We start from the raw sequence: 23,333 nt of genomic DNA, 5'->3' as shown, positions 1-23,333 counted from the left end.
GGTGCGCGCCGGTAGGCTCGACGGGTGACGATCCGCATCTCGCCGAGCATCCTGTCCGCCGACTTCGCGAACCTCGAGCGGGAGCTGCACCGCATCGAGACCGCCGACCTGGTGCACGTCGACGTGATGGACAACCACTTCGTGCCGAACCTGACCCTCGGGCTGCCGATCGTGCAGCGCCTGCAAGAGGTCTCGCCGGTGCCGCTCGACGTTCACCTCATGATCACCGACGCCGACACCGAGGCCCCGAAGTACGCCGAGACCGGTGCGTCGAGCGTGACCTTCCACTTCGAGGCCGCCACCGACCCCGTCGCCACCGCCGCGGCGATCCGGTCGAACGGGGCGAGGGCCGCCGTCGCCGTGAAGCCCGGCACCCCGATCACCCCGGTGCTGCACCACCTCGACGCCTACGACATGATCCTGCTCATGACCGTCGAGCCGGGCTTCGGCGGCCAGTCGTTCATGCCCTCCGTGATGCCGAAGCTCGCCGACGCGCGCGCCGCCGTCGACGCCTCCGGGCTCGACGTCTGGCTCGAGGTCGACGGCGGCATCGCGGTCGACACCGTCGCCGAGGCCGTCCGCAGCGGCGCCGACACGCTCGTGGCCGGCTCGGCCGTCTACGGCGGCGAGCCCGCTGCCCGCATCGCCGACCTGCGCGCGGCGGCCGCCGCGGCCCGCTCGTGACCGGGGGAGCGCCGGGCGCGACCGGACCCGCGGAGCCGCACCGGGCCTCCCGTCCGGACGGTGCGTCGGCCGCGACCGCGGAGACCGGTAGCCTGGTCGGCGTGAAGACGTTCGACGACCTGTTCGCGGAGCTGACCGAGAAGGCGCGCACGCGCCCGGACGGCTCCGGCACCGTCGCCGAACTGGATGCCGGTGTGCACCAGATCGGCAAGAAGATCGTGGAAGAGGCCGCCGAGGTCTGGATGGCGGCCGAGTACGAGGGCGACGAGCGCACCTCGGAGGAGATCTCCCAGTTGATCTACCACCTCCAGGTGCTCATGGTCGCCAAGGGGCTCACCCCGGCGGACGTCTGGCGACATCTCTGATCCGCTGATCAGCCGCCGACACCCCTCCCAGAAAGCAGACCCCCTGATGCTCCGCATCGCCGTGCCCAACAAGGGCTCCCTGTCCGAGACCGCCTCCGAGATGCTCCGCGAGGCCGGGTACGCCGGCCGCCGCGACCCGAAGGCGCTGCACCTGCTCGACGAGCGCAACGGGGTGGAGTTCTTCTTCCTCCGACCGCGCGACATCGCGACCTACGTGGGGTCTGGCGCGCTCGACGTCGGCATCACCGGCCGTGACCTGCTGCTCGACTCCGGGTCCGAGGCGCACGAGGTCGACGCGCTCGGCTTCGCCGACTCGACGTTCCGCTTCGCCGGCACGCCCGGGCGCTTCGGGTCGCTGCAGGACCTCGACGGCGTCCGGGTGGCCACGAGCTACCCCGGCCTGGTCGGCGCGTTCCTCGCCGAGCACGGGGTGACCGCGACGCTCGTGAAGCTCGACGGCGCCGTCGAGAGCGCCGTCCGCCTCGGCGTCGCCGACGCCGTCGCCGACGTCGTCTCCACGGGCAGCACCCTCCGCCAGGCCGGGCTCGAGATCTTCGGCCCGGTGATCCTCGAGTCGACCGCGGTGCTCGTCTCCACCGACGAGACCATCCCCGGCGTCGACGTCCTGCGCCGACGCCTGCAGGGCGTCCTGGTCGCCCGCGGCTACGTCATGCTCGACTACGACGTGCCGACGGCCCTGCTCGAGCAGGCCACCGCGGTGGCCTCCGGCATCGAGTCGCCGACCGTGTCGCCGCTGCACGACCGCGACTGGGCCGCCGTCCGCGTGATGATCCCGCGCGACGACGCGAACCTCATCATGGATGCGCTCTACGACCTCGGCGCTCGGGCGATCCTCGTCAGCCCGATCCACGCCGCACGCCTGTGACCGCCGGTGGCGTGTCGGTCCGGGTCATCCCGTGCCTCGACGTCAAGGGCGGCCGGGTCGTCAAGGGCGTCAACTTCCTGGACCTCCAGGACGCCGGTGACCCCGTCGAGCTCGCGGCGCGGTACTACGAGCAGGGTGCCGACGAGCTGACCTTCCTGGACGTCGGCGCCACGGTCGAGAACCGGGCGACGATGTACGACACCGTGACCCGGACGGCCGAACAGGTCTTCATCCCGCTCACCGTCGGCGGCGGGGTCCGCAGCGTCGACGACGTCTCGCGGCTGCAGCAGTGCGGGGCCGACAAGATCGGTGTGAACAGCGCGGCCATCGCCCGGCACGAGCTCGTCGACGAGATCGCCGACCGGTTCGGCGCGCAGGCCGTCGTGCTCTCGCTCGACGTCAAGCGCTCCGACCGGATGCCCTCGGGCTTCGTCGTCACCACGCACGGCGGGCGGACCGAGTCCGACCTCGACGCCGTCGCGTGGGCACGCGAGGCCGTCGAGCGCGGCGCCGGGGAACTGCTCGTCAACTCGATCGACGCCGACGGCACGAAGAACGGGTTCGACCTCGAACTCGTGGCCGCGGTGCGCGCCGTCTCGTCCGTCCCGGTCATCGCGTCGGGAGGCGCGGGTCGCGTCGAGCACTTCGCCCCCGCCGTCGACGCGGGTGCGGACGCAGTCCTCGCCGCGTCCGTCTTCCACCGTGGCGAGATGACGGTCGGCGACGTCAAGGCCGCGCTCCGCGCGACCGGCCACGCCGTCCGCTGACGCGGCCGCGCGCCGCCCGTCGCGGTTCTCCACACCCCACTGCCCGCGTCCCGGCACGCCGTAGGCTAGGAGCCTCATGACCGACAGCACCAGCACCGACACCGACGCGGTCCTCGACCGTGCACGCTTCGGAGCCGACGGGCTGCTTCCCGCCATCGTGCAAGAGGAGTCGTCGAAGGACGTCCTCATGCTCGGCTACATGGACCGGGAAGCGCTCCGACGCACCCTGACCGAGGGGCGCGTGACGTTCTGGTCCCGGTCGCGGAACGAGTACTGGCGCAAGGGCGACACCTCCGGGCACGCCCAGTACGTGCGGGGCGCTGCGCTCGACTGCGACGACGACACCCTGCTCGTCACCGTCCAGCAGGTCGGGGCCGCCTGCCACACCGGTGCGCACCGGTGCTTCGACGTCGACCCGCTCGCGCCGGTGACGGCGTCCGCGCCGTCGTCTGCCGGGTCCGCCAGCGCGGACGCGGACGCTGCTGCGGAGGCGACCCGGTGACCGCCGCGACCGTGTCCGACCAGCCGCACACGACCTCCCGGCCGGAGTTCGACGCCCTGCTCGGCGACCACCGGGTCGTGCCGGTGGTGCGCGCGCTCTACGCCGACAGCGAGACGCCGGTCGGTGTCTACCGGAAGCTGGCCGACGGCCGCCCCGGGTCGTTCCTGCTCGAGTCCGCCGGCCAGGGCGGCCTGTGGTCGCGCTGGTCGTTCGTCGGCGTCCGCAGCTTCGGCGTGCTGACGCAGGACGGCGAGCGTGCCGCCTGGATCGACACCGGCATCGACGCCGCCCGTGCCGTCGGGTCCCTCGAGGGCCAGCCGCTCGAGGTCCTCGCGCGGCTGCACGAGCGCTGGGCGACGCCGCGCGTCCCCGGCACGCCGCCGCTCGTCGGCGGCACCGTCGGCTTCATCGGCTGGGAGGCCGTCCGACAGCTCGAGCACCTGCCGAACGTCCCACCGTCGGACTTCGACGTCCCCGGGCAGGCACTGTCCTTCGTGTCCGAGCTCGCCGCACTCGACCACCGCACCGGGCTGGTGCTGCTCGTCGCGAGCGCCCTGAACGACGGCGTCGACGACCCCGACACGCTGTGGCTCGACGCGCAGGCCCGGCTCGACCGCATGCAGGCCGACCTCGTGCAGCCCTCGGTGGCGACCGTGGCCGAGGCCTTCGACATCGCCGAGCCGAGCCCGGTGCACCGGTCGACGCCGGACGAGTACATGGCCTCGGTCCTGCGCTCGAAGGACTTCATCCGCGACGGCGACGTCTTCCAGGTCGTCATCTCGCAGCGGTTCGACCACGAGGTGACCGCCGACCCGCTCGACGTCTACCGCGTGCTCCGGACGCTCAACCCGAGTCCGTACATGTACTTCCTCGCACTCGCGGACACCGCCGACGAGCGCTTCTGGATCGTCGGTGCCTCACCGGAGGCCCTGGTCAAGGTGCAGGGCGGCCGGGCCATCACCCACCCGATCGCCGGGTCGCGCCCGCGCGGGGCGACCCCCGAGCAGGACGTCCGCCTGGGCGAGGACCTGCTCGGCGACCCGAAGGAGCGCGCCGAGCACCTGATGCTCGTCGACCTGGCCCGCAACGACCTGCAGAAGGTCTGCCAGCCAGGGTCCGTCGCGGTCACCGAGTTCATGACGGTCGAGCGGTTCAGCCACATCATGCACCTGGTGTCGAGCGTCGAGGGCGCGGTGCGCCCGGAGGCGTCGGCGATCGACGTGTTCCGCGCGACGTTCCCGGCCGGCACGCTCTCGGGGGCACCGAAGCCGCGCGCGCTCGAGATCATCGACGAGCTCGAACCCGCCGGCCGCGGCGCGTACGCCGGGGTCGTCGGCTACTTCGACTTCGCCGGAGACGCCGACCTCGCCATCGCCATCCGCACCGCCCTCATCAAGGACGGCGTCGCCCGCGTGCAGGCCGGTGCCGGTCTCGTCGCGGACTCGGACCCCGAGACCGAGCACGTCGAGGCCGTCAACAAGGCCGCCGCCCCGCTCCGCGCCGTGGCCACCGCGAACCGGATGCGCGAGGTGCGCGCATGAGGCGTTCCCGCCCGATCGTCGTCGTCGCCGGGCTCCTGGTGGCCGGCGTCGTGATGCTGGCCTGGACCCAGACGTGGTTCACCGTCCACCTGCACGCGGGCGACGCCGTCACCGGCACGGTCGACGCCGACGGCGCGGCCGTGGTGCCCTCGTACACGGCGTTGGCGATCGCGAGCCTGGCGCTGTTCCTCGCGATGACCATCGCCGGCCGGGTGCTGCGCGTCGTCCTCGCCCTCGTCGAGGTCCTGCTCGGCCTCGGCGTCGTCGTCAGCGGCATCAGCGCCCTGCGCGACCCGGTCGCGGCCGCCCGCGGAGCGATCGGCCAGGTCGCCGGGGTGAGCGACCTCGGGGCCGTGCGCCGTGTGGTGACCGAGGTCGACGTGACCCCGTGGCCCGTCGTCGGCATCGTCGGCGGGGTGCTCGCGATGGCGCTCGGCGTCGTCGCGGTGGTCGTGCAGCGCTCCTGGCCGGGTCCGAGCCGCAAGTACGGCGCGGCGACGGCCGGCGCTGCCGCGGACGCCCGCGCGTCGGCGCCGGTCGAGCGCGACGCCGTCGTCGACTGGGACGACCTCAGTGCCGGTGTGGACCCGACGACGCTCGACGGGACGGCCGCCGCGGACGACCAGGGCAGCACGGGCGGCGCGGTCGCCCGTCCCGTCGGGGACGACACGGTAGGATCGACACGGCGTCGCTCGGACGACGACGCCGGAGCAGAACGAGGAGCACCGTGAGCAACACCGAACCCGCAGAACTCGGCGAAGGCCACTCGCCGGCAGCCTGGACCGCCGTCGTCATCATGCTGATCGGCTTCGCTGCGGGCACGTTGTTCTTCTGGTTCGACATGCCCTGGGGCGTGTGGGCGTCCGCCGCCGTCGTGCTCATCGGCCTCATCGTCGGTGGTGTCATGAAGAAGGCCGGCTACGGCGTCGACGGCCCGAAGTTCGTCCCCAAGCACCACGGCGAGTAGGAACCCCGTGCCGAACGTGCTCGAGACCCTCGTCGCGGGCGCGCTCGAGGACGCCGCCACCCGTCGCCTCGACCGTCCCGTGACGGACGTCGAACGCGACCTCGACCAGGTGGCGCCGCCGCTCGACGCCCTCGACCACCTGCGTCCCGGTGACCACGTCAAGGTCATCGCCGAGGTCAAGCGCGCCAGTCCCTCACGCGGGTCGATGGCCCCGATCGAGGACCCGGCGTCGCTCGCCGCCGACTACGAGCGCGGCGGCGCGTCGACGATCAGCGTCCTGACCGAGGGGCGCAAGTTCCTCGGCAGCCTCGCCGACCTGCAGGCCGTCAAGCAGCGGGTCGCGATCCCGGTGCTCCGCAAGGACTTCATCGCCGACCCGTACCAGGTGCTCGAGGCCCGCGCGGCCGGAGCCGACGTCGTGCTGCTCATCGTGGCGGCGCTCGAGCAGCGGCAGCTCGTCGAGCTGCACACCCTGGCCGAGTCCCTCGGCATGCGCGTGCTCGTCGAGGCGCACTCCGGCGACGAGGTCGCTCGCGGGCTCGACGCCGGTGCGCGCATCCTCGGTGTGAACGCCCGCGACCTGACGGACTTCTCGCTCGACCGCGACCTGTTCGGGTCGCTCGCCGACCGCATCCCCGACGGGGTCGTGCGGGTCGCCGAGTCCGCGGTCGCCGGTCCTGCCGACGTGGCGCACTACCGAGCGGCCGGCGCCGACGTCGTGCTCGTGGGCGAGGCCCTCGTCACCGGCGCCGACCCCGCCGCCACCCTCGCATCGTTCATCGACGCCGCCGACCGCGGCTGACCCCCACACCGCATCCCGGCCGCGGACCGCGGCCGCACGACCCACCCCGTCCGGCTCCGGCTCCGTGCCGCGTCGGGCTCGTCCCGGAAGACCCCATCGTGACCTCACTCCGCGACCTGCACGGCCCCTACTTCGGCGAGTTCGGGGGACGCTTCGTCCCCGAGTCGCTCGTGCTCGCCCTCGACGAGCTCGAGGCGGCGTTCCGCACGGCCTGGGCCGACCCCGAGTTCCGTGCGGAGCTCGACGCGCTCCAGCGCGACTACACCGGGCGTCCCTCGATCATCACCGAGGTGCCCCGCTTCGCGAAGCACGCCGGCGGCGCCCGCGTCATCCTCAAGCGCGAGGACCTGAACCACACCGGGTCGCACAAGATCAACAACGTGCTCGGGCAGGCGCTCGTCGCCCGTCGCCTCGGCAAGACGCGGCTCATCGCCGAGACCGGGGCCGGCCAGCACGGCGTCGCCACCGCGACCGCAGCCGCGCTCTTCGGCATGGAGTGCGTCGTGTACATGGGCGCGGTGGACACCGAGCGTCAGGCGCTCAACGTCGCCCGAATGCGACTGCTCGGCGCCGAGGTCATCCCGGTCGAGACCGGTTCCCGCACCCTGAAGGACGCCATCAACGAGGCGCTCCGCGACTGGGTCGCCAACGTCGAGTCGACGCACTACCTGCTCGGCACCGTCGCGGGACCGCACCCGTTCCCCGAGATGGTGCGCGAGTTCCACAAGGTCATCGGCGAAGAAGCCCGGCAGCAGGTCCTCGACACCGTCGGGCGCCTGCCGGACGCCGTCGCGGCCTGCGTCGGCGGCGGCTCGAACGCGATGGGGATCTTCGAGGCCTTCCTCGACGACGAGGCCGTCGCGCTGTACGGCTTCGAGGCGGGCGGCGACGGCGTCGAGACCGGTCGGCACGCCGCGAGCATCACGCTCGGCCGACAGGGCGTGCTCCAGGGCACGAAGTCGTACCTGATGCAGGACGAGGACGGCCAGACCATCGAGAGCCACAGCATCTCCGCCGGCCTCGACTACCCGAGCGTCGGACCGGAGCACGCGCACCTGGCCTCGATCGGCCGCGCGACCTACCGACCCATCACCGACGCCGAGGCGATGGAGGCGTTCCGCCTGCTGAGCCAGACCGAGGGGATCATCCCCGCGATCGAGTCGTCGCACGCGCTGGCCGGTGCCATGCAGCTCGGCAAGGAGCTCGGCCCCGACGGGGTCGTGCTCGTCAACCTGTCCGGCCGAGGGGACAAGGACGTCGCGTCCGCCAGTCGGTACTTCGGCATCCTCGACGAGAACGCGGTGCAGCTGTGAGCCAGAACCGGACCGTCGCCACGACGATCGACACCGCCAACGCCGAGCGCGCCGGTGCCGTCGTCGGGTACCTGCCCGCCGGGTACCCGGACCTGCAGACCAGCGTCGACGCGGCCGTCGCCCTCGCCGAGAACGGCGTGGACGTCATCGAGCTCGGTCTGCCGTACTCCGACCCCGTGATGGACGGCCCCGTGATCCAGCGCGCGGCCGAGGAGAGCCTGGCGAACGGCTTCCGGGTCGCCCACGTCTTCGACGCCGTGCAGCAGATCACCGAGCGCGTGGACGTCCCCGTGCTCGTCATGACGTACTGGAACCCGGTGCTGCGCTACGGCGTCGACCGGTTCGCCGACGACCTCGTGTCCTCGGGTGCCGCCGGGCTCATCACGCCCGACCTCATCCCGGACGAGGCCTCCGAGTGGACCGCCGCGTCCGAGCGCACCGGCCTCGACCGCGTCTTCCTCGCCGCCCCCTCGTCGTCCGACGTGCGGATGCGCCAGGCCGTCGAGTCGAGCCGCGGCTTCGTGTACGCGGTCTCGACGATGGGCGTCACCGGCGCCCGCGCCGGGGTCGACGTCGCGGCCCGGACCGTCGTGTCCCGGCTGCGTGACGCCGGGGTCGAGCGCACGTGCGTCGGCCTCGGCATCTCCACCGCCGAGCAGGTCCGCGAGGTCCTCGAGTACGCCGACGGCGCGATCGTCGGTTCCGCGTTCGTCCGTGCCCTCGCCGACCTCGGCGTGCAGGGCGTCGCGGACCGCGCCGCCGACCTCACCGCGGGCGCCCGCCGCGGGTAGCCCCGGTTCCTGTCGGCCCCGTCCCGCGCGCTACAGTGAGCGGGGCCGACGCCACGTCGACACCGCGCCCAGTCAGTTCCGAAAGGCGACCGCACCTCCATGCCCCTCCTGAGCATCCCGAGCCCGAGCACCGCCTGGCAGTACTTCGACCTGACCGCATGGCTGCGCGACGTCTTCGGCTGGTCGCTGCCGCTCGACTTCCGCATCCACGCGTACGCGATCTGCATCCTCATCGGGATCGTCGCGGCCGTGGTGCTCGCGAACCGCCGTCTCAACGCGCGCGGTGTCGAGCGGTGGATCATCATCGACATCGCGATCTGGGCCGTGCCGGCCGGCATCGTCGGAGGCCGGGCGTTCCACGTGCTCACACACGTCAGCGACTACTTCGGCCCCGGCATCCTCTGGTGGAAGCCGTTCGCGATCTGGGAGGGCGGCCTCGCGATCTTCGGCGCGCTCATCCTCGGCTCGGTCGGTGCCTGGATCGGCTGCCGCCAGGTCGGGCTGCGGTTCTCGTCGTTCATCGACGCCGTCGTGCCGGGCGTCCTGCTCGCCCAGGCGTTCGGGCGGCTCGGCAACTACTTCAACCACGAGCTCTTCGGCATGCCGACGAGCCTGCCGTGGGGTCTGCAGATCGAGTCGTCGAACCCGGCGTACCCGGCCGGTCTGCCCGAGGGCACCCTGTTCCACCCGACCTTCCTGTACGAGATCATCTGGAACCTCGTCGGCGTCGCGGTGATCCTGCTGCTCGACCGCCGCTTCCAGCTGCAGTGGGGCAAGGTCCTCGCGCTGTACCTCATCTGGTACGGCACCGGCCGTTCCGTCCTCGAGTCGATCCGGGTGGACACGAGCGAGACCTTCGCCGGCATCCGCACGAACGTCTGGATGTCCTTCGCCGCGATCCTGCTCGGCATCGTCATCTTCGTCGTGCAGTCGCGACGCCACACCGGCAAGGAGCCGAGCCCGTACCTGCCGGGCCGCCAGCCCGGCCCGAAGTCCGATGTAGACTCCGACAACACGTTCTCGGAGCACGACGACGACGCGGACGACGACTCCACGCACGACCACTCCACGGACGTCCCGAGCACCGACCCGGTCGCGTCCCCGCGCTGACCGGACCGCTCGGGTCCCACCAGCACCACCCGTCTGGCCCCGCCACAAGCGGGGCCGACTCCTCGCCGGCCGACAGCGCACCTCACTGACGGCGGGCACGGGCACCAGTCCCGCCCGCTCGGGCGGAACGCACCACCGGGCCACCGCTGTCCCTGTTCCACTTCCTCGTGAGGACGGTTCCCCATGGCGCTCCAGCCAGACCAGACACCGGCATCGACGACGCTCGTGCCGCCGCACCGCCGCTTCTCGGCGATCCCGGACGCCACGGGTCTCTACGACCCGGCGAACGAGAAGGACGCCTGCGGTCTCGCGATGGTGGCGACCCTGCGCGGGACGCCGGGCCACGACATCGTCGACGCCGCCCTCGGCGCGCTCCGCAACCTCGAGCACCGCGGTGCGGTGGGCTCGGACGCGGGGACGGGCGACGGCGCCGGCATCCTCTGCCAGGTGCCCGACGAGTTCCTGCGGGCCGTCGTGCCGTTCGAGCTGCCCGCAGCGGGGGAGTACGCCGTCGGCACGGCCTACCTGCCCACCGACGACGACCGTCGGCACGCGGTCAAGGGTGCGGTCGAGCGCCTCGCGCGTGAAGAGGGCCTGAAGGTCCTCGGCTGGCGCACCGTCCCGGTCCGGCCCGAGGTCCTCGGGTCGCTGGCGCGCGCCGCCATGCCGGCGTTCGAGCAGCTCTTCGTGGCGTCGGTCCGGCACGACGTGCACGGCCACCCCTGGAGCGGCATCGCGCTCGACCGCCAGGCCTTCCGGCTGCGCAAGCGTGCCGAGCACGACGACGACCTGTACTTCATGTCCCTGTCGAGCCGGACCACTGTCTACAAGGGCATGGTCACGACGCTGCAGCTCGAGCCGTTCTATCCGGACCTCAGCGACGAGCGCTTCGCGTCGAAGCTCGCGATCGTGCACTCCCGCTACTCGACCAACACGTTCCCGTCGTGGCCGCTCGCCCAGCCGTTCCGGACGATCGCGCACAACGGTGAGATCAACACGGTCCGCGGCAACCGCAACTGGATGCGGGCGCGCCAGTCGCAGCTCGAGAGCGAGCTGCTCGGCGACATGGCACCGCTGCTGCCGATCGTCAGCCCCGGTGCCAGCGACTCGGCCTCGTTCGACGAGGTGCTCGAACTGCTCACGCTGACCGGTCGCTCGCTGCCGCACGCGGTGTCGATGATGGTGCCCGAGGCCTGGGAGAACCAGGTCGCGATGGACCCGGACCTCCGTGCCTTCTACGAGTACCACTCGATGCTCATGGAGCCGTGGGACGGCCCCGCCGCCATCACGTTCACCGACGGCTCGCTCGTCGGCGCGACGCTCGACCGCAACGGCCTCCGCCCCGGACGCTTCCTGGTGACCGACGACGGGCTCATCGTGATGGGCTCGGAGACCGGCGTCATCGACGTGCCGGCGGAGAAGGTCGTGCGCAAGGGCCGTCTCCGACCCGGACGGATGTTCCTCGTCGACACCGAGGCCGGCCGGATCATCGAGGACGACGAGGTGAAGCGCGGTCTGGCCGCGTCGGGTCCGTGGGCCGAGTGGCTCGGGGCCGGTCGGATCAACCTCAACGACCTCCCGGACCGCGAGCACATCGTGCACACCCCGGCGTCGGTCACCCGACGACAGCGTGCCTTCGGGTACACCGAGGAAGAGGTCCGCATCCTGCTCCGGCCGATGGCGCAGACCGGCGCGGAGCCGCTCGGTGCGATGGGGTCGGACACGCCGATCGCGGTGCTCTCCCAGCGGCCGCGCCTGCTGTTCGACTACTTCACGCAGCAGTTCGCGCAGGTCACGAACCCGCCGCTCGACTCGATCCGCGAGCAGGTCATCACGTCGATGGGGATGGGCCTCGGGCCGGAGCGCAACCTGCTCTCGGCCGGCCCCGAGCACGCGAAGCAGATCACGCTCGACTTCCCGGTGATCGACAACGACCAGCTCGCCAAGGTGCAGCACTTCGAGACCGGCTCCGGCCGCCACCTCACCGTGACGATCAAGGGGCTCTACCGCGTCGACGCCGGCAAGAAGGCGATGCAGAAGCGCATCGCCGCCGTGTGCGACGAGGTCGACGCGGCGATCGAGTCCGGCAAGCAGTTCATCGTGCTCTCCGACCGCGACGGCAACGCCGAGCAGGCGCCCGTGCCGTCGCTGCTGCTGCTCGCCGCGGTGCACCACCACCTCATCCGCACCGAGCAGCGCATGAAGGTCGGGCTCATCGTCGAGGCCGGCGACGTCCGCGAGGTCCACCACGTGGCCACGCTGATCGGGTACGGCGCCTCGGCGATCAACCCGTACCTCGCCATGGAGACCTGCGAGAACCTCGTGCGCTCCGGCATGATCAGCGGGATCAGCCCCGAGCAGGCCGTCAAGAACGTCATCAAGGCGCTCGGCAAGGGCGTCCTGAAGATCATGTCGAAGATGGGCATCTCGACCGTCTCGAGCTACGCGGGCGCCCAGGCGTTCGAAGCGGTGGGACTGAGCCAGGAGTTCGTCGACCGCTACTTCACCGGCACCTCGTCGATCCTCGGCGGCGTCGACATCGACGTCATCGCGAAGGAGAACGCCGAGCGCCACGCCCAGGCGTACCCGCAGGACGGCGCGGTGCTCTCGCACGAGCGGCTGCAGACCGGCGGCGAGTACCAGTGGCGCCGCGAGGGACCGCCGCACCTGTTCAACCCGGACACGGTCTTCCGTCTGCAGCACGCCACGCGGGCGCGGCGGTACGACATCTTCCGCGAGTACTCGAGCGCCGTGGACGACCAGTCCGAGGAGCTCATGACGCTCCGCGGCCTGTTCCGGTTCAAGCACGGTGTCCGCCCGCCGATCGCGCTCGACGACGTCGAGCCGATCGAGTCGATCGTGAAACGGTTCAACACCGGTGCCATGTCCTACGGGTCCATCTCGAAGGAGGCCCACGAGACGCTCGCCATCGCGATGAACCGCCTCGGCGGACGCTCGAACACCGGCGAGGGCGGCGAGGACGTCGACCGCCTGCTCGACCCGGAGCGCCGCAGCGCCATCAAGCAGGTGGCGTCGGGCCGGTTCGGCGTGACGAGCATGTACCTCACGCACGCCACGGACATCCAGCTGAAGATGGCCCAGGGCGCGAAGCCCGGCGAGGGTGGCCAGCTGCCGCCGACCAAGGTCTACCCGTGGGTGGCCCGGACCCGCCATGCCACCGCGGGCGTCGGGCTCATCTCCCCGCCCCCGCACCACGACATCTACTCGATCGAGGACCTCAAGCAGCTGATCTTCGACGTGAAGCGCGCGAACCCCGCCGCCCGCGTCCACGTGAAGCTCGTGAGCCAGTCCGGCATCGGCGCGGTCGCCGCCGGCGTGACGAAGGCCCTGGCCGACGTCGTGCTCGTCTCCGGCCACGACGGGGGGACGGGGGCGTCACCGCTCAACTCGCTCAAGCACGCCGGCACGCCGTGGGAGATCGGTCTCGCCGAGACGCAGCAGACGCTCATGCTGAACGGCATGCGCGACCGCGTCGTCGTGCAGGTCGACGGCCAGATGAAGACCGGTCGCGACGTCGTCGTCGCAGCGCTCCTCGGAGCCGAGGAGTACGGCTTCGCCACCGCGCCGCTCGTGGTCGAGGGCTGCATCCTCATGCGTGTCTGCCACCTCGACACCTGCCCGGTGGGCGTCGCGACGCAGAACCCGGAGCTCCGCAAGCGCTTCTCGGGCAAGCCCGAGTTCGTCGTGAACTTCTTCGAGTTCATCGCACAGGAGGTCCGCGAGCTGCTCGCCGAGCTCGGCTTCCGCACGCTCGACGAGGCCATCGGCCAGTCCGACGTGCTCGACGTCGACCGTGCACTCGAGCACTGGAAGGCCTCCGGCCTCGACCTCGGCCCGGTGCTCACCGGACCGCACTTCGACGCGTCCGAGCCCCGCCGGCACCACCGCGCGCAGGACCACGAGCTCGAGCAGCACTTCGACGTCCAGCTCATCGAGCAGACCGCCGACGTCCTCGACCACGGCGGCTCGATCGCGCTCGACCTGCCGATCCGGAACACCGAGCGCGCGGTCGGCACGATGCTCGGCCACGAGGTCACCCGCCGCCACGGCGAGCACGGGCTGCCGAACGGTTCGATCGACATCACGCTCCGCGGTTCCGCCGGGCAGTCGCTCGGTGCGTTCCTGCCCGCCGGCATCACGCTGCGGCTCGTCGGCGACAGCAACGACTACGTCGGCAAGGGCCTGTCCGGCGGCGAGATCGTCGTCCGGCCGGACGCGGGCTCCGGCTTCGACCCGGCCGAGAACGTCATCGCCGGCAACGTCATCGGCTACGGGGCGACGCAGGGCAGCATGTTCATCCGCGGCATCGTGGGGGAGCGCTTCCTGGTGCGCAACTCGGGCGCCACCGCCGTCGTCGAGGGCGTGGGCGACCACGCGCTCGAGTACATGACGGGTGGCCTCGCGCTCATCCTCGGCGAGACCGGTCGGAACCTCGGCGCGGGCATGTCCGGCGGGACCGCGTACGTCCGCGGCCTGCGTGAGGAGCACGTCAACACGGACGCCCTCGCGACCGGGGAGCTCCGGCTGGAGCCCCTCGACAGCGCCGACGTCGAGATCGTGACCGACCTGCTCACCCGGCACGCAGACGAGACGGGGTCGACCCTCGCGGCGGACCTGCTCGCGGCCGGCGACCTGAGCGAGTTCGTCAAGGTGCTCCCGCGTGACTACGCGGCGGTGCTCGAGACCCGCAAGCAGGCGGTCGACGAGGGGCTCGACCCCGACGGCGACGTGGTCTGGAACCGGATCCTCGAGGTCACCGGTGGCTGAGCACGGCACGCACCCCGCACCACCGACCACGACCAGCAACGACACGACGGAGGCGACCCGTGGCTGACCCGAAGGGCTTCCTCAAGGTCCAGGAGCGCGAGCTCCCGGCCCGACGACCCGTACCCGTGCGGCTCATGGACTGGAAAGAGGTCTACGAGCAGCAGGAGTCCGGCGCGCTCAAGCGCCAGGCCGGCCGCTGCATGGACTGCGGTGTGCCGTTCTGCCACCAGGGCTGCCCGCTCGGCAACCTCATCCCGGAGTGGAACGACCTGACCTGGCGGGGCGAGGGCCGCCAGGCCATCGAGCGCCTGCACGCCACGAACAACTTCCCGGAGTTCACCGGCCGCCTGTGCCCCGCTCCGTGCGAGGCGTCCTGCGTGCTCGGCATCAACCAGCCCCCGGTGACGATCAAGCAGGTCGAGGTCTCGATCATCGACGAGGCGTTCCAGCAGGGCTGGGTCACGCCGCACCCGCCGGAGCGCCTGACCGGCAAGACCGTCGCCGTCGTCGGGTCCGGTCCCGCCGGGCTCGCCGCCGCGCAGCAGCTCACGCGCGCCGGTCACACCGTCGCCGTCTACGAGCGGGACGACCGCATCGGCGGCCTGCTCCGCTACGGCATCCCGGACTTCAAGATGGAGAAGCGCCAGATCGACGCGCGCCTCGCCCAGATGCAGGCCGAGGGCACCCGGTTCCGTGCCGGGGTCGAGATCGGGCGCGACATCACCTGGGACGACCTGAAGTCGCGCTACGACGCCGTCGTGGTCGCGACCGGCGCCACCGTGCCGCGCGACCTGCCGATCCCGGGCCGGGACCTCGAGGGCGTCCACTTCGCGATGGACTACCTCGTGCAGCAGAACAAGGCGAACGCGGGCACCCGGGTCGACAACCAGCTGACGGCCGAGGGCAAGCACGTCATCGTCATCGGCGGCGGCGACACCGGTGCGGACTGCATCGGTACGGCCCACCGGCAGGGCGCCCTGAGCGTGACGAACCTGGCGATCGGCAAGCAGCCGCCGCTCGAGCGTCCGTCCGAGCAGCCCTGGCCGATGTTCCCCACCGTGTTCGAGGTCACCAGCGCGCACGAGGAGGGCGGCGAGCGGCACTTCCTCGCCTCCACCGTCGAGTTCCTGGCGAACGAGGCCGGCGAGGTCCGCGCACTGCGGGTCGCCGAGACCGAGTACCTCGACGGCCGACGCGTGCCGAAGGCGGGCACCGAGCGCGAGATCCCGGCGGACCTCGTGCTCATCGCGATGGGCTTCACCGGCCCCGAGTCGGAGACGATCGAGCCGCAGCTCGGTCTGCCGACGACGGTCTCCGGTGCGATCGACCGCCGCCCCGACTACGCGACGAACGAGCCTGGCGTCTTCGTCGCCGGCGACGCCGGCCGCGGGCAGTCGCTCATCGTCTGGGCCATCGCCGAGGGTCGCGCCGCCGCCGCGAAGGTCGACGAGTACCTCGAGGGCTCGACGATCCTGCCGGCCCCGGTCAAGGCGACCGACCGGGCGATCTCGGTCTGATGTCGGACCACCACCAGATGCTCACCTCGACGTGAGCGGGAGGCCACCAGTACTCGGTAGGGTGCTGGTGGCCTCGTTCGTTCCGCGCGGCCCCACAGCGTGGAAACCGAAGGCTCCATCCACCACCACGAAGGAATCCATTGAGACGCGCAAAGATCGTTTCGACGCTCGGACCGGCAACGTCGGAGTACGAGACCGTCAAGGAGATCATCGAAGCGGGCGTCGACGTCGCCCGACTGAACCTCAGCCACGGTGACTACAGCGTCCACGAGGCCAACTACGAGAACGTCCGTCGCGCCGCCGAGGAGCTCGGCAAGCCGGTCGCGATCCTCGTCGACCTGCAGGGTCCGAAGATCCGCCTCGCCAAGTTCGCGGACGGGCCGCACGAGCTCGCCGTCGGCGACGTGTTCACGATCACCACCGAGGACGTCCCCGGCACGAAGGAGATCTGCGGCACGACGTTCAAGGGCCTGCCCCAGGACGTCAAGCCCGGCGACCCGCTGCTCATCGACGACGGCCGCGTGCGCCTCCGCGTGCTCGACACCGACGGGGTGAGCGTCCGCACCGAGGTCGTCGTCGCCGGCACCGTCTCGAACAACAAGGGCATCAACCTGCCCGGCGTCGCCGTCAACGTCCCCGCGCTGAGCGAGAAGGACGAGGCCGACCTGCGCTGGGCGATCCGCCAGGGCGCCGACCTCATCGCGCTGTCGTTCGTGCGCAACGCCGCCGACGTCGACCGTGCGCACGAGATCATGGACGAGGAGGGCAAGCGCCTGCCCGTCATCGCCAAGGTCGAGAAGCCGCAGGCCGTCGACGCCCTCGAGGAGATCATCGACGCCTTCGACAGCATCATGGTGGCCCGTGGTGACCTCGGCGTCGAACTCCCGCTCGAGGCCGTCCCGATCGTGCAGAAGCGCGCCGTCGAGCTGTCCCGCCGCATGGCGAAGCCCGTCATCGTCGCGACGCAGATGCTCGAGTCGATGATCTCGTCGCCGATCCCGACCCGCGCTGAGACGTCCGACGTCGCGAACGCCGTCCTCGACGGCGCGGACGCGGTCATGCTCTCGGGTGAGACGAGCGTCGGCGAGTACCCGGTGCAGACCGTCCGCACGATGGCCCGCATCGTCGAGTCGACCGAGGACCACGGCCTCGAGCGCATCGCGCCGCTCGGCACGAAGCCGCGCACCCTCGGTGGCGCGATCACGCTCGCCGCGGTCGAGATCGCCGAGTTCACCGAGGCCTCGTACCTCTGCGTCTTCACCGAGTCCGGCGACTCGGCCCGTCGCATGTCGCGGCTCCGCCACGGCCTGCCGATCATCGCCTTCACCCCGAACGAGGCCACGCGCCGCCGGATGGCCCTCACCTGGGGTGTCCGTTCGTTCCTGGTGGAGCGCAAGACCCACACCGACGAGCTCTTCTCGCAGGTCGACGACGTCCTCCTCGAGAACGGCCTCGCCGCGCCCGGCGACCGCGTCATCGTGACGGCGGGGTCCCCTCCCGGCATCGAGGGCTCGACGAACGACCTGCGGGTGCACCGCGTGGGCGACGCCCACGCCGAGGCCGCCCCGGCCTACGTCCGGGACTGATCCGCGGGATCCGTCGCCACAGGGCGCGGACGGGAGGCACGGCGCACGTGGTGCGCGCAGCCTCCGGTCCGCGCCCTGTCGCGTCCCGACGCCGCCGTCCCCGTGGTGCGCCCCGCCGCGGTCGTCGCGCCCCCGCACAGCGGGGCGCGACGGCGTCCGCGGGGCGCGGTCGTGGGGTATTCCCGACGCGCGTCGACGCTCGGGGCGCGCTCGGTGGGGTGGAGCCGGGGCGCGACCGGACTGCCGGCCGGGCAGGATGGGCGGGGTGAGCCTCCAGGACGACACCGCCACCGCACCCACCGCAGCCGACGTCCGCCGGTGGCGTCGGTACCTGGCGGACGAGCGCGCCGAAGCCGCCGTCTACCGCAACCTCGCCGCGCGCCGGTCCGGCGAGGAACGCGAGATCCTCGCTGCGCTGGCCGAGGCCGAGGGCCGGCACGAGCAGCACTGGGTCGACCTGCTCGGCGAGGACGTCGGCCGCCCGCAGCGGGGGAGCCTGCGCACCCGGGTCCTGGCGTCGCTCGCGAAGCGGTTCGGTTCGGTGTTCGTCCTCGCGCTCATGCAGCGGGCGGAGGACCGTTCGCCCTACGCCGACGACGCCGATGCGACCGCGCAGATGGCGGCCGACGAGCGCATCCACGGCGAGGTCGTCCGCGGGCTGGCGAACCGGGGCCGCATGCGCCTGTCGGGGACGTTCCGCGCGGCGGTGTTCGGCGCGAACGACGGCCTCGTGTCGAACCTGGCGCTCATCATCGGGATCAGCGCCTCGGGCGCCGATCGGCACTTCGTCCTGCTGAGCGGGATCGCGGGACTGCTCGCCGGTGCGCTGTCGATGGGGGCGGGGGAGTACGTCTCGGTGCGGTCGCAGCGCGAACTCCTCGACGCGTCCGCACCGCACCCCGAGGCGGGCCGCGCGGTCGCCGACCTGGACGTCGACGCGAACGAACTCGCCCTCGTCTACCGGGCGCGTGGCATGTCGGAGGCCGAGGCGACCGAGCACGCCGCGCAGGTGCTCTCCGGCATCGGCGAGCGGTCCCCGGCGACCGGCGGGATCGTGACCACCGCGGACCACGAGGCCGTCGGCACCGGGCTCAGTGCCGCGGTGTCGAGCTTCTGCTTCTTCGCCTCCGGCGCGGTCATCCCCGTGCTGCCGTTCCTGTTCGGCATGCAGGGCTGGGCGGCGATCGCCGTCGCGGGTGCGCTCGTCGGGCTCGCCCTGCTCGGGACGGGCGCGGTCGTCGGTGTGCTCAGCGGGGCCTCGCCGGGTCGCCGCGCACTGCGCCAGCTCGCGATCGGGTTCGGGGCCGCGGTGGTGACCTACGCGCTCGGGCTGCTGTTCGGGACGGGCAACGCCTGATCCGCAGCCCTACCAGCGGCGGACCGCGGCCCGCGGCGGCAGCAACAGCAGCGTCCCGGCGCCGACGACGACGAGTGCGATGCCGGCGAACACCGTGAAGACCGCGAGCGCCGTCCCCGGGGCGAGCAGCACGACCACCCCGGCGAGCACCGACACCACGCCGCTCACGAGCGTCGGGACGCGTGACGAACCGGGGTGCCCGACGAAGCCGCCGACGAGCGACGCGACGCCCTCGACGACGAAGCCGATCCCCGCGAGCACCGCGTAGACGAGCAGCGGGATGACGGGGTCGACGAGGGCGACCAGTCCGGCCACCGCGACGAGCGTCCCGACCACCCCGGAGGTCCACCGCCAGAGCGTCGGCGTGCCGTGTCCCCGCGCTGCCGCCAGCACCCGCAGGGCGCCCGCGACGACGAGGTACACACCGAACACCAGTGCCACCACCACGAGCGACGGGCGGGGCCAGGCGATCGCGGTGACGCCGAGCACGATCGCGACGACCGCGGTGACGACGACGAACACCCGGAACGTGCGGACGGCACGAGAGTCCACGAGCACTCCTTGCTGATCTGACCGCTGACGTCCACGACGCTACCCGGCAGCGGGCGCCTCCGGTTCCGTCCGGGCCGACGAGGCGGCCGGGAGGCGCGGGGTGCGCGACCCGCTCGGGTCGCGCCCCGGCACCGCCCGGCCCCGACGTCAGGAGCCCGAGCCCGAGCCGGGCTGCGGGGTCGCGGTCGCCGACGCGTCGGGACGGCCCGGCGTCGGTGCGGCGGGAGCGTCGCCCTGCTTCGGCGGCTTCGGGGTGTCGCCCTGCTTCGGCGGTGCCGGGGTCTTCCCGTCACCGCCGCCGGCGCCCGGCAGTGCGGCGCACCCGGGTGCTGCCGCGTCGGGTCCGGCCGGCCCGGGGACCACGGTGGCGTCGTCGCCCGGCGCGTCGCTCGGCCCGCTGCTCGCGGACGCCGAGGGCCCGGCGGTGGCCCCGCCCGTCGCAGCGGTGGCGGCGGTGACGCCGACGCCGCCGAGTACGAGGACCGCTGCCGCCGCCGCTCCGATGCCCACCCGGCGCAGCACCGCCCGGCGGCGCGTCCCCGTCGTCCCGGTCGTCCCCGTCGTCTCGTCGTCTCGTTCGTCGTGCATGGTGGTGTCTCCTGTTCGGGTCGGAGGTGGGCCGTGTGGTCCACCGACGAGGACGACGCTCGAGTCCGAATCTGAAGCAGACCTGAAGCACAGGGGTTCTCCAGCGTCCTCCAGGCTCCGTACCCGACGGCAGGCCCTACCGTGTCCGCCGTGCCTGCTCCTGCCCGTGTCCTCGTGGTCGACGACGACGACTCCATCCGCACCGCCGTCGCGACGACCCTCCGCGCCGAGGGGTTCCTCGTCGCCGAGGCCCCCGACGGTCGCGACGTCCTCGAGGACCTCCGTCGCGCAGCCCCCGACCTGGTCCTGCTCGACTGGATGATGCCCGGACCGAGCGGCATCCTGCTCGCCGGGCGCATCCGGTCGGCCTCCGACGCGGCGGTCGTGATGATGACGGCCCGCGACGAACTCGACGAGCGGCTGCGGGGGTTCGCCGAGGGCGCGGACGACTACGTGGTGAAGCCCTTCGCGATGGCCGAGCTCGTCGCCCGGGTCACGGCGGTGCTCCGGCGCCGCGGGCGGATCCCGTCGGTGGTCGAGGTCGCCGACCTCGTCGTGGACCCCGAGGCCGCGACGGCGCACCGCGCGGGCGTCCGGCTCGAGCTCACCGCGACGGAGTTCCGCCTCCTGCGCTTCCTGGCCGAGAGCCGCGGCCGGACGGTCTCGAAGGCCCAGATCACGACGCAGGTGTGGGGGTACGAGGAGGTCGCGGCGAACGTGGTCGAGGTGCACCTCAGCGCGCTGCGCCGGAAGATGGAGGCGCACGGTCCCCGGCTCGTGCACACCGTCCGGGGCCTCGGCTACCGGCTCAGCGACGACCGGACGCCGGCGTGAGCGACCAGCGGACCGGCGGCCTCCGCACGACCTCGCTGCGCCTGCGGACCGTCGTCGCCACCGTGGTGTTGCTCGCGGTCCTGCTCGCCGGCCTCGCGGTCGCGGTGGAGGCGCTGCTCGGGGTCCGTCTCCGTGCCCAGGTCGAGGACCGGCTCCGCGACCGGGCCTCGGCCGCCGCGGCGCTCGTCGGCACCGTCGATGCCGAGGACCTCGCGGACCGGCTCTCCGCACAGGGTCTGTCGGTCCGGATCGTGCAACCCGACGGCGCCGCGGTCGAGGCCGGCCCGACCCCGGACGAACTGCGCTCCGGTCCACCGGACCCGGCTGCGCTCCCGGTCCCCGGTCCGGCCCGGCGCCCCGGGACGGACGCCTCGGCCTCGCCCTCGGCGTCCCCGTCGGCAGCGACCGGTTCCGACGGGGGCCGGACGGTCACCTCGTCGCAGCTGCGGGAGGACGACGGCGTGCTCACCCTGGTCAGCCGGCTCGACGACGGCACCCGGATCACACTGACGACCGGCACGCGGGACGTCCAGGACACGCTCGTGCAGCTCGCGTGGGTGATGGGCGGTGCCTCGGCGGTCTTCCTGGGCGTGGCGGTCGCCGGCGTGGTGCTCGTCGTCCGCCGGTCGCTGCGGCCCCTCGACGTCATGACCACCACGGCGCGGTCGATCGCCGCGGGTGACCGTGGGCGTCGCCTGCGCCCCTCGCGCCGGGACACCGAGATCGGCCGCGTCGCCGTCGCGATGGACGAGATGCTCGACGCGGTCGAGGGGGCCGAGCACGACGCGGTCGCCGCCGAGGCCCGGGTCCGCTCGTTCCTGTCCGACGCCGCGCACGAACTCCGCACGCCGGTCGCCGGCGTCCGTGCCGCGGCGGACACACTCGTGCGCGGCGGGGGCGACGACGCGACCCGCGAGGCCCTCGCGGTGCACGTCGTGCGTCAGGCGGACCGGGCCGCACGGCTCGTCGACGACATGCTCACGATGGCCCGGCTCGACCGCGGCATCGAACTCGACCGGCGCTCGGTCGACCTCGGCGCGGTGCTCGCCGCCGAGGGGGACCGGCTCCGGCTGCGGCTGCCGTCCGTCGACCTGCGCGTCGCGGTCCCCGCCGGCCCGGTCCCGGCGACCGTCGACGCCGAGCGGCTGGCCCAGGTCGTCGGCAACCTGGTCGACAACGCCGCACGCGCCACCGGCGGTCGGGGCACCGTCGTCATCGCGCTCGAGGACCGCGGGCGCGAGGTCGCGGTCCGCGTCGCGGACGACGGCCCGGGCATCCCGCCGGCCGACCGCGAGCGGGTCTTCGACCGGCTCGTCCGGCTCGAGGCGTCGCGCGACGCCCGGACGGGCGGCGCCGGTCTCGGGCTGCCCATCGCGCGGGGGATCGCCGCGGCGCACGGCGGCACCCTGCGGTACGTGGAGGCCGCGGGCGGAGCGGCGCTCGGGGGTGCGGTGTTCGAGCTGGCACTGCCGAGGACCGGGGCGGTACCCGGGTCCTGCTAGCCTGGAGCCCTCGCGAGTGTGGTGGAATCGGCAGACACGGGGCACTCAAAATGCTCTGCCTCACGGCGTGCGGGTTCAAGTCCCGCCACTCGTACAAGCACCGTCGGCAGCGTCCTGGATCGGGCAGGCGCGCTGTGGAACCGCACAGGCACGCGCGGCGCGCAACTCCCTGATCGGCACCACTTCCGCCGTCTAGTAGGCTCTCCTCCGTGAGTGACTCAGAAGCAACAGCAACCGCACCCCGTCGCGTCGTCGTCGCTGAGGACGAGTCGCTCATCCGCCTCGACATCGTGGAGATCCTCCGCGACAACGGGTTCGACGTCGTCGGCGAGGCCGGTGACGGCGAGACCGCGGTGCAGCTCGCGACCGACCTCCGACCCGACCTCGTCGTGATGGACGTCAAGATGCCGCAGCTCGACGGCATCTCCGCGGCCGAGAAGCTCTCGAAGAACCACATCGCCCCCGTGGTCCTGCTCACCGCCTTCAGCCAGAAGGACCTCGTCGAGCGTGCGACCGAGGCCGGCGCCCTGGCCTACGTGGTCAAGCCCTTCACCCCGAACGACCTGCTCCCCGCGATCGAGATCGCCCTCTCGCGGTACCAGCAGATCATCACGCTCGAGGCCGAGGTCGCCGACCTCGTCGAGCGCTTCGAGACCCGCAAGCTCGTCGACCGTGCGAAGGGCCTGCTCAACGAGAAGATGGGCCTCACCGAGCCCGAGGCGTTCCGCTGGATCCAGAAGGCCTCGATGGACCGCCGCCTGACCATGCACGACGTCGCCAAGGCGATCATCGAGCAGCTCAGCGCCAAGAAGTAGGCGACACCGTCGCTCGGGGAGCGCCGTCGGACCCCGGTCCGGCGGCGCTCCTGCACGTCCGGGGCA

Annotated in this window: 21 protein-coding genes and 1 tRNA gene; 20 read left to right on the top strand and 2 right to left on the bottom strand. The window is 72.5% G+C overall.

Annotation, left to right across the window (positions count from 1 at the left end):
• Window positions 1–24 precede the first annotated feature (24 nt).
• The 16 genes from rpe (at window position 25) to BIU94_RS06590 (ending at window position 18,976) form a co-directional block, all read left to right on the top strand.
• A complete protein-coding gene (rpe, locus tag BIU94_RS06665) occupies window positions 25–684 on the top strand; it encodes a ribulose-phosphate 3-epimerase (RefSeq protein WP_071255751.1) in 660 nt (219 codons plus the stop codon).
• A 101-nt stretch (window positions 685–785) separates the two neighbouring features.
• Window positions 786–1,049, top strand: a complete 264-nt coding sequence (locus BIU94_RS06660; protein ID WP_071256418.1) for a phosphoribosyl-ATP diphosphatase — start codon at window positions 786–788, stop codon at window positions 1,047–1,049.
• A 46-nt stretch (window positions 1,050–1,095) separates the two neighbouring features.
• Window positions 1,096–1,935: an ATP phosphoribosyltransferase gene (gene hisG, locus BIU94_RS06655; protein ID WP_071255748.1), complete on the top strand. Its 840-nt coding sequence runs from the start codon at window positions 1,096–1,098 to the stop codon at window positions 1,933–1,935.
• Between the two features lie 11 nt (window positions 1,936–1,946).
• On the top strand, window positions 1,947–2,702 hold the full coding sequence (gene hisF, locus BIU94_RS06650; protein ID WP_254784774.1) for an imidazole glycerol phosphate synthase subunit HisF: 756 nt from the start codon (window positions 1,947–1,949) through the stop codon (window positions 2,700–2,702).
• Between the two features lie 76 nt (window positions 2,703–2,778).
• Complete coding sequence (gene hisI, locus BIU94_RS06645) at window positions 2,779–3,204, top strand: phosphoribosyl-AMP cyclohydrolase (protein WP_071255742.1); 426 nt, start codon at window positions 2,779–2,781, stop codon at window positions 3,202–3,204.
• On the top strand, window positions 3,201–4,745 hold the full coding sequence (locus BIU94_RS06640; RefSeq protein ID WP_083404624.1) for an anthranilate synthase component I: 1,545 nt from the start codon (window positions 3,201–3,203) through the stop codon (window positions 4,743–4,745). The genes hisI and BIU94_RS06640 overlap by 4 nt, the downstream gene beginning before the upstream one ends.
• Window positions 4,742–5,476, top strand: coding sequence for a Trp biosynthesis-associated membrane protein (locus BIU94_RS06635; protein ID WP_071255739.1), 735 nt, complete (start codon window positions 4,742–4,744; stop codon window positions 5,474–5,476). Before BIU94_RS06640 ends, BIU94_RS06635 begins: the two co-directional genes overlap by 4 nt.
• Window positions 5,473–5,712 carry an HGxxPAAW family protein gene (locus BIU94_RS17755; protein ID WP_071255737.1) on the top strand — a complete coding sequence of 80 codons (240 nt, stop codon included), beginning with the start codon at window positions 5,473–5,475 and terminating at the stop codon, window positions 5,710–5,712. Before BIU94_RS06635 ends, BIU94_RS17755 begins: the two co-directional genes overlap by 4 nt.
• A gap of 16 nt (window positions 5,713–5,728) precedes the next feature.
• Window positions 5,729–6,514, top strand: a complete 786-nt coding sequence (gene trpC, locus BIU94_RS06625) for an indole-3-glycerol phosphate synthase TrpC (RefSeq protein WP_071256393.1) — start codon at window positions 5,729–5,731, stop codon at window positions 6,512–6,514.
• A gap of 98 nt (window positions 6,515–6,612) precedes the next feature.
• The gene (trpB, locus tag BIU94_RS06620; protein WP_071255735.1) at window positions 6,613–7,827 is read left to right on the top strand and encodes a tryptophan synthase subunit beta; all 1,215 of its coding nucleotides are present in this window, start codon (window positions 6,613–6,615) and stop codon (window positions 7,825–7,827) included.
• The gene (gene trpA, locus BIU94_RS06615) at window positions 7,824–8,618 is read left to right on the top strand and encodes a tryptophan synthase subunit alpha (protein WP_071255734.1); all 795 of its coding nucleotides are present in this window, start codon (window positions 7,824–7,826) and stop codon (window positions 8,616–8,618) included. The genes trpB and trpA overlap by 4 nt, the downstream gene beginning before the upstream one ends.
• Window positions 8,619–8,717: 99 nt before the next feature.
• Entirely contained in the window at window positions 8,718–9,728 is a 1,011-nt protein-coding gene (lgt, locus tag BIU94_RS06610) for a prolipoprotein diacylglyceryl transferase (protein ID WP_083404623.1), read from the top strand.
• 183 nt (window positions 9,729–9,911) lie between these two features.
• Window positions 9,912–14,516 carry a glutamate synthase large subunit gene (gene gltB / locus BIU94_RS06605; RefSeq protein WP_139196315.1) on the top strand — a complete coding sequence of 1,535 codons (4,605 nt, stop codon included), beginning with the start codon at window positions 9,912–9,914 and terminating at the stop codon, window positions 14,514–14,516.
• Between the two features lie 59 nt (window positions 14,517–14,575).
• Window positions 14,576–16,033, top strand: a complete 1,458-nt coding sequence (locus BIU94_RS06600) for a glutamate synthase subunit beta (protein ID WP_071255732.1) — start codon at window positions 14,576–14,578, stop codon at window positions 16,031–16,033.
• Between the two features lie 140 nt (window positions 16,034–16,173).
• Window positions 16,174–17,619, top strand: a complete 1,446-nt coding sequence (gene pyk, locus BIU94_RS06595; RefSeq protein WP_071255729.1) for a pyruvate kinase — start codon at window positions 16,174–16,176, stop codon at window positions 17,617–17,619.
• A 256-nt stretch (window positions 17,620–17,875) separates the two neighbouring features.
• Window positions 17,876–18,976 carry a VIT1/CCC1 transporter family protein gene (locus tag BIU94_RS06590; RefSeq protein WP_071255725.1) on the top strand — a complete coding sequence of 367 codons (1,101 nt, stop codon included), beginning with the start codon at window positions 17,876–17,878 and terminating at the stop codon, window positions 18,974–18,976.
• Window positions 18,977–18,985: 9 nt separating this feature from the next.
• Here BIU94_RS06590 and BIU94_RS06585 read toward each other — a convergent pair whose 3' ends face one another.
• Both BIU94_RS06585 and BIU94_RS06580 read right to left on the bottom strand, forming a co-directional pair.
• Window positions 18,986–19,528 carry an HdeD family acid-resistance protein gene (locus tag BIU94_RS06585; protein WP_175472115.1) on the bottom strand — a complete coding sequence of 181 codons (543 nt, stop codon included), beginning with the start codon at window positions 19,526–19,528 and terminating at the stop codon, window positions 18,986–18,988.
• Window positions 19,529–19,675: 147 nt separating this feature from the next.
• Window positions 19,676–20,116, bottom strand: a complete 441-nt coding sequence (locus tag BIU94_RS06580) for a hypothetical protein (protein WP_071255706.1) — start codon at window positions 20,114–20,116, stop codon at window positions 19,676–19,678.
• 150 nt (window positions 20,117–20,266) lie between these two features.
• Here BIU94_RS06580 and BIU94_RS06575 point away from each other — a divergent pair, with 150 nt between their 5' ends.
• The 4 genes from BIU94_RS06575 (at window position 20,267) to BIU94_RS06560 (ending at window position 23,267) form a co-directional block, all read left to right on the top strand.
• Window positions 20,267–20,950 carry a response regulator transcription factor gene (locus BIU94_RS06575; protein ID WP_254782889.1) on the top strand — a complete coding sequence of 228 codons (684 nt, stop codon included), beginning with the start codon at window positions 20,267–20,269 and terminating at the stop codon, window positions 20,948–20,950.
• Window positions 20,947–22,452 (top strand): cell wall metabolism sensor histidine kinase WalK, encoded by a 1,506-nt coding sequence (locus tag BIU94_RS06570; protein WP_071255699.1) that lies wholly within the window; start codon window positions 20,947–20,949, stop codon window positions 22,450–22,452. The genes BIU94_RS06575 and BIU94_RS06570 overlap by 4 nt, the downstream gene beginning before the upstream one ends.
• A gap of 12 nt (window positions 22,453–22,464) precedes the next feature.
• Window positions 22,465–22,546: transfer RNA gene (locus tag BIU94_RS06565), tRNA-Leu, on the top strand.
• Between the two features lie 115 nt (window positions 22,547–22,661).
• Window positions 22,662–23,267: an ANTAR domain-containing response regulator gene (locus BIU94_RS06560; RefSeq protein ID WP_071255692.1), complete on the top strand. Its 606-nt coding sequence runs from the start codon at window positions 22,662–22,664 to the stop codon at window positions 23,265–23,267.
• The last annotated feature ends 66 nt before the right edge of the window (window positions 23,268–23,333 follow it).

Origin of the sequence: Curtobacterium sp. MMLR14_006, assembly GCF_001864985.1 — a bacterium.
Classification (GTDB): Bacteria; Actinomycetota; Actinomycetes; order Actinomycetales; family Microbacteriaceae; genus Curtobacterium.
Note: the sequence above shows the minus strand (reverse complement) of the source record. Positions and strands in the feature narration are given on the sequence as shown.

What these genes read in the sequence shown, in the direction of transcription:
- BIU94_RS06590 (WP_071255725.1), top strand. Translation starts at nt 17,876, where the DNA reads ATGGGCGGGGTGAGCCTCCAGGACGACACCGCCACCGCACCCACCGCA.
- hisG (WP_071255748.1), top strand. Translation starts at nt 1,096, where the DNA reads ATGCTCCGCATCGCCGTGCCCAACAAGGGCTCCCTGTCCGAGACCGCC.
- gltB (WP_139196315.1), top strand. Translation starts at nt 9,912, where the DNA reads ATGGCGCTCCAGCCAGACCAGACACCGGCATCGACGACGCTCGTGCCG.
- hisI (WP_071255742.1), top strand. Translation starts at nt 2,779, where the DNA reads ATGACCGACAGCACCAGCACCGACACCGACGCGGTCCTCGACCGTGCA.
- BIU94_RS06580 (WP_071255706.1), bottom strand. Translation starts at nt 20,116, where the DNA reads ATGCACGACGAACGAGACGACGAGACGACGGGGACGACCGGGACGACG.
- BIU94_RS06635 (WP_071255739.1), top strand. Translation starts at nt 4,742, where the DNA reads ATGAGGCGTTCCCGCCCGATCGTCGTCGTCGCCGGGCTCCTGGTGGCC.
- lgt (WP_083404623.1), top strand. Translation starts at nt 8,718, where the DNA reads ATGCCCCTCCTGAGCATCCCGAGCCCGAGCACCGCCTGGCAGTACTTC.